A 5,679-nucleotide genomic window follows, 5' to 3' on the forward strand; every position below is an offset into this window, starting at 1 on the left:
GTGCCCGCCGACCCCGTGCGGGGCCTGCTGGAACGCCACAGCCGGCTGTGCGCGAACGCCGCCGACCCGTGGGAGATCGCCGTCGGTCTGGAGGCGGCCGGGGTCACCGACCGGACCGCCGCCGTCCGGTACCGCCACCGCGACGTGTTCTCGCTGGCCGAGGAGCTGTACGCCCGGCTGCCGAGGCCCGAGCCCGGCGAGCGGCCGCCGACGGCGGAGCCCGCACGCCCGGCGGCCCGGCGCCGCCGGGTCCCGATCGGCCGGCCACTGGCAGCGCTGCTGCCCGGACTGCTCTGTCTGGCCACCTACCTCGCCCTGGCGGCGACGGAGGAGGCCGCGCCGGCGACCCGCCTGGCCGTGGGGGTCGGCGGCGGCGTGCTGGTGGCGCCGGCGCTCGCCTGGTCGCTGCGCGGCCTCGCGGTCCCCGCGCGGGGGGTGTTCGCGGCCTGCTGGCTGACGGCGTACGCGCTGTACGGCGACGGGCTGCTGGCCGCCGTGCTCGCGGGCGGCCCGGAGGAGCCGCCCGCGCTCGCGCCGTGGTGGGTGCCGCTGACGCTCGCCTTTGCGGTCGCCGTCGGGCTCGGCTGCGCCCGCTGGTTCGACGTGCGGGTCCGGACGCGGCTGGCGGTGAGCCGCGGGCTGGCCGAGTTCGCCTCGGCCGTGCGGCCGCTGCTCGCGCTCACACTCGGCCTGTTCGTCGCCGCTGTCGCCTCGCTGTGGCTGGCGGTCCACCGGCTGGTGGCGCCGGGCGGCGGGCCGCCACCGGCGGAGGCCGCCGCGCTGACCGCCCTCGCGTTGCTGTTGTTCCTCGCCCTGCTGCTGGCCGCGCACGGCTTCCCGGGGGCGGCGGCGACCGGGCTGGCCGTCGCCTGCGTCGCGGAACTCCTGGTGCTCGCCGTGCTGTTCGCGGCGCGACTGCCCTGGCTGGGGGCGCTGGCGGCGCCGGTGGAGGAGCTGACCGCCGCGTTCGGGCCGGCCGCCGTGCCCGCCGTGCTGTGCGGGGTGACGGCGCTGGGCCTGCTCGGACGGACCGCCGGGCTGCTCTCCGGCGCGTCCGCTTACCGGTGCCCCTGGACCGGCCGCCCGGCCCGGTGAGCGGCCCTTTCGACCGGGCGCCGCGGCCCGAAGACCTCAGTAAACCGACAAGGAGCTGTACCGATGACCACTGAACGCTTCACGGGCGCCCACGCGGGGCGGGGGGAGACGACACGATGAGGGTGTTGCTGTTGGGGGCCACCGGCTTCCTCGGGCGCTACGTCGCCGACCGGCTGCTCGCCGACCCGGCGGTGCAGCTGACCGCGCTCGGCCGGCGGGACGACTCCGACGTGCGCTTCGACCTGTCCACCGGCAGTCCGGGGGCGCTCACCCGCTTCCTGGACGCGGTGCACCCCGGAGTGGTGATCAACTGCGCGGGTGCGATCCGGGGCGGCGCCCGGGAGCTGACCCGGCACAACACCGTGGCCACCGCCACCGTCTGCGAGGCGATGCGCCGCAGCAGTTGCAACGCGCGGCTGGTGCACGTCGGCTGCGCCGCCGAGTACGGGATGTCGCAGCCGGGTTCGTCCACCGGCGAGGACGCGCTGCCCCGGCCGGGCGGCCCGTACGGCGTGAGCAAGCTGGCCGCCACCGAGCTGGTGCTCGCCTCCGGTCTTGACGCCATCGTGCTGCGGGTGTTCTCCCCCGCGGGTCCCGGCACGCCGGCCGGCTCGCCGCTGGGCCGGCTCGCGGAGTCGATGCGCCGGGCGATGCAGCAGGGCGACATCGAGCTGCGGCTGAGCGGCCTCGGCGTGCAGCGGGACTTCGTGGACGTGCGGGACGTGGCCCGGGCCGTGCACGCGGCCTCGCTGTCGGCCGCCCAGGGCGTGGTGAACATCGGCACCGGGCGGGCGGTGCGGCTGCGGGACGCCGTCGCGGTGCTGGCCAGGGTCGCCGGCTTCGCCGGCTCGGTCCACGAGGTGGACGAGCCGCACCTGGGCGTGCAGGCGCCGGCCTACCCGGACGGCTGCGGCCCCTGGCAGCAGGCGGACGTGCGCACCGCGCGGGACCGGCTCGGCTGGCGACCGCGCATCGGCCTGGAGGAGTCGCTGGCGGACATCTGGATGGAGGCGGCATGTCGTATCTGAGGTCGTCGACCGCGACGGGAGCCGGCCCGCCGCGCGCGGCCGCCGCGCTCCGGGTGGGCGTGCCCGGCTACGCCCACCCGCTGCTCGCCCCGGTGGAGTGGGCCGAACTGGGCCGCCCGGGGCTGCCGCTGGACTGGGTGGCGCTGAACGTGGCCGGGGGCCCGGGCGACCGGCCGGACCCGTACTGCGGTCCGGCTGTGGCCCGGGTGCGGTCAGCCGGGGTGCCGGTGCTCGGCCGTCTGGACCTTCGCCTGGGCACCCGGGATTTCGGCGAACTGGTGAGTGACGCGCATCACTTCCTGGAGTGGTACGGCGTCGACGGCTTCTATCTGGACCGGGCGCCCGGCGACCGGGCGGCGATGCCCGACACCGAGCGGGTCACCACCACGCTGCGCGCCCTGGTCGGTGCCGGGCGCCGACTGGTGCTGGCCCCCGGGGACGTGCCCTACCAGGGCTTCGTGGAGCTGGCGGACCAGTTGGTGACGTTCAACGGCGCCTGGGCGGACTACCGCTGGTCCCAGGCGCCGGACTGGACGGCGGACCATCCGCCGGCGCGGTTCTGCCATCTGGTGCACGGCCTGCCGGGCGGGCATCTGGACGAGGCGCTGCGGATCGCCCGCTGGCAGGGCGCCGGAACCGTCTACCTGACGGACCGCCGTCAGCGCGTCGGGCTGGACCCCTGGGAGTCGCTGCCCGGGTACTGGGACAAAATCGTCTCGAAGGTCGGACCGGGAGTCTCGGAATGAGATAACGCGTGGCAGTGTTACGGACAAGAGCAACCGTTTGTCCCGACCCCAACCCTTGCCGAGGTCTGTCGTGTCGCTGCCACCGCTGGTCGAACCAGCCGCCGAGCTCACCGTCGACGAGGTCCGCAGGTACTCCCGCCACCTGATCATCCCGGATGTCGGGATGGAGGGCCAGAAGCGGCTGAAGAACGCGAAGGTGCTCTGTGTGGGCGCGGGCGGTCTCGGCTCGCCGGCCCTGATGTACCTGGCCGCCGCCGGTGTGGGCACGCTCGGCATCGTCGAGTTCGACGAGGTCGACGAGTCCAACCTCCAGCGCCAGATCATCCACAGCCAGGCCGACATCGGCCGGTCCAAGGCCGAGTCGGCGCGGGACACGGTGCTCGGCATCAACCCGTACGTCCAGGTCAACCTGCACAAGGACCGGCTGGACTCCTCCAACGTGATGGAGCTGTTCGCGCAGTACGACCTCATCGTCGACGGCACCGACAACTTCGCCACCCGCTACCTGGTCAACGACGCCTGCGTGCTGCTGAACAAGCCGTACGTGTGGGGTTCGATCTACCGCTTCGACGGTCAGGCGTCGGTGTTCTGGAGCGAGCACGGCCCCTGCTACCGCTGCCTGTACCCGGAGCCGCCGCCGCCCGGCATGGTGCCGTCCTGCGCCGAGGGCGGTGTGCTCGGCGTGCTCTGCGCCTCGATCGGCTCGATCCAGGTCAACGAGGCCATCAAGCTGCTCGCCGGCATCGGCGACCCGCTGGTCGGCCGCCTGATGATCTACGACGCCCTGGAGATGACCTACCGCCAGGTCAAGGTCCGCAAGGACCCCGAGTGCGCGGTCTGCGGCAAGAACCCGACGGTCACCGAGCTGATCGACTACGAGGCGTTCTGCGGCGTGGTCTCGGAGGAGGCCCAGGAGGCCGCCGTCGGTTCGACGATCACCCCGGCCCAGCTGAAGGAGTGGCTGGAGGGCGGCGAGAAGATCGAGCTGATCGACGTCCGCGAGCCGAACGAGTTCGAGATCGTCGCCATCCCCGGCGCGCGGCTTGTCCCGAAGAACGAGTTCCTGATGGGGAACGCCCTCCAGGACCTGCCGCAGGACAAGCGGATCGTCTTGAACTGCAAGACGGGTGTCCGGTCCGCGGAAGTCCTGGCCGTGCTGAAGAACGCCGGCTTCGCCGACGCGGTGCACGTGGGCGGCGGCGTCATCGGCTGGGTGAACCAGATCGAGCCGGAGAAGCCGGTCTACTGACAACCCCTACCGGGCCCGCCGGACCGCTCCCGTACGGGGCGTGTCCGGCAGGCCCGGCCTTTCCGCTCAGCTCGCCCGGCAGCGGGTGCCGTCCTTCGGGACGGTCCCCTCCAGCAGGTAGGCGTCGACGTGCCGCTGCACGCAGTCGTCGCCGCTGTTGTACGCGCCGTGCCCCTCGCCCTGGTAGATGAGCTGGACGGCGACGTCCTCGCCCAGCGCCTCGGCCATCCTGGCCGCGCCCTCGTAGGGGGTCGCCGGGTCACCGGTGTTGCCGATCACCAGGATCGGGTCGGCGCCCTTCGCCGACACGTCCGGCAGGTCCCCGGCCCCCTCCACCGGCCACCCGTGGCAGCCGGCCACGCCCCAGGCGAAGTAGCGGCCGAATACGGGCGACGCCTTCTCGAACTCGGGGGCCTTCGCCCGCGCCTCCTCGGGCGAGTAGCGGGTCCTGGTGTCCGCGCAGGAGATCGCGGTCTGCGCGGCCTGGCTGCCGTCGTAGGAGCCGTCGTCGCTCCGCCCGTTGAGCAGGTCGCTCATCCGCAGCAGCAGAGTTCCGTCGCCGTCGTCGATGGCGTCCTGAAGGCCCTCGGTCAGCACCTCCCAGAAGTCCTTGGAGTACAGCGCGAGGGTGATGCCGGTGGCCGCGAGCGAACCGGTCAGCCTGCGGTCGCCCGGATCGTTGGCCGGCAGCGGGTCGCGTTCGGCCTTCGCCAGCAGGTCGACGATGGCCTGCTGGGCCGCCGCCGGGTCGCCGAGCGGACAGCCCTCCTCTGTCGAGTCGCAGTCCTCCAGGTAGTTCTCCAACGCCCTTTGGAAGCCCTTCGTCTGACCGAGGCCGCTCTCCTGCGGGGGCAGCGTCGGATCGACGACGGCGTCGAAGGCGGCCCGGCCGACCCGGTCCGGGAACAGGTGCGCGTACACGCCGCCCAGCTCGGTGCCGTAGGAGATGCCGAAGTAGTGCAGCTTGTCGTCGCCGAGCACCTGCCGCAGCAGGTCCATGTCCCGGGCGGTGTAGACGGTCGTGAGGTACGGCAGGATCTCGCCGCTGTTCTCCTCGCAGGCCTTGTTGTAGCGCTGCTGGTCGGCGAAGAGCCGCTCGACCTGCTCCGCGTTCGTGGGGACGCGGGCCTTCTGGTGGTACTCGTCCAGCTCCTCGTCGTCCAGGCACTTCACGGCCGAGCTGCGGCCGACTCCGCGCGGGTCGAAGCTGACCAGGTCGTAGCGGGTGTGCAGGCTCGCGTACGTGGCGCCGGACGCGGGCAGGGTCCGCACACCGGAACCGCCCGGGCCGCCGAAGTTGAACACCAGCGAGCCCACCCGCTTGTCGTCCGCCGCCTTGGTGGGCGCCCGGACGAGGGCGATGTCGATCGTCCTGCCGTCGGGGGAGGAGTAGTCCAGCGGTGCCTTCATCGTCGCGCACTCCCACTCCGAGCCGTCGGGCATCGGCTCCAGTACGCCGCCCAGCGGGCCCTCGCCCACTTCCGGGCACTCCCCCCAGCTCAGCCGCTGCCCGGTCAGCTTCTCGGGCAGCGGCTCGGCGGCGGTGGGGACGGGGGAGGCG

5 protein-coding genes are annotated in these 5,679 nt (G+C 73.3%); 4 read left to right on the top strand and 1 reads right to left on the bottom strand.

The features are described from left to right. From FNX44_RS28230 to moeZ, 4 genes are all read left to right on the top strand, one after another. Positions 1-1,095 (top strand): hypothetical protein (locus tag FNX44_RS28230; protein WP_173019261.1); only part of this gene is annotated, 1,095 nt, incomplete at its 5' end. Positions 1,096-1,211: 116 nt separating this feature from the next. After that, positions 1,212-2,123, top strand: a complete 912-nt coding sequence (locus tag FNX44_RS23090) for an NAD-dependent epimerase/dehydratase family protein (protein ID WP_143650727.1) — start codon at positions 1,212-1,214, stop codon at positions 2,121-2,123. After that, positions 2,111-2,869, top strand: coding sequence for a spherulation-specific family 4 protein (locus FNX44_RS23095; RefSeq protein WP_143650729.1), 759 nt, complete (start codon positions 2,111-2,113; stop codon positions 2,867-2,869). The genes FNX44_RS23090 and FNX44_RS23095 overlap by 13 nt, the downstream gene beginning before the upstream one ends. Before the next feature lie 70 nt (positions 2,870-2,939). Further along, positions 2,940-4,118 (top strand): adenylyltransferase/sulfurtransferase MoeZ, encoded by a 1,179-nt coding sequence (gene moeZ / locus FNX44_RS23100; RefSeq protein ID WP_143650731.1) that lies wholly within the window; start codon positions 2,940-2,942, stop codon positions 4,116-4,118. Positions 4,119-4,184: 66 nt separating this feature from the next. On the opposite strand, the gene FNX44_RS23105 is transcribed toward moeZ, so the two are convergent. Further along, on the bottom strand, positions 4,185-5,679 hold a 1,495-nt coding region (locus tag FNX44_RS23105; protein ID WP_143650733.1), incomplete at its 5' end, for an alpha/beta hydrolase.

The organism is Streptomyces alkaliterrae, assembly GCF_007097205.2.
In the GTDB taxonomy this organism is placed as follows: Bacteria; Actinomycetota; Actinomycetes; order Streptomycetales; family Streptomycetaceae; genus Streptomyces; species Streptomyces alkaliterrae.

Excerpts from the sequence above, each read along its gene's own strand:
- FNX44_RS23090 (WP_143650727.1), top strand. The coding sequence starts at position 1,212 with ATGAGGGTGTTGCTGTTGGGGGCCACCGGCTTCCTCGGGCGCTACGTC.
- FNX44_RS23095 (WP_143650729.1), top strand. The coding sequence starts at position 2,111 with ATGTCGTATCTGAGGTCGTCGACCGCGACGGGAGCCGGCCCGCCGCGC.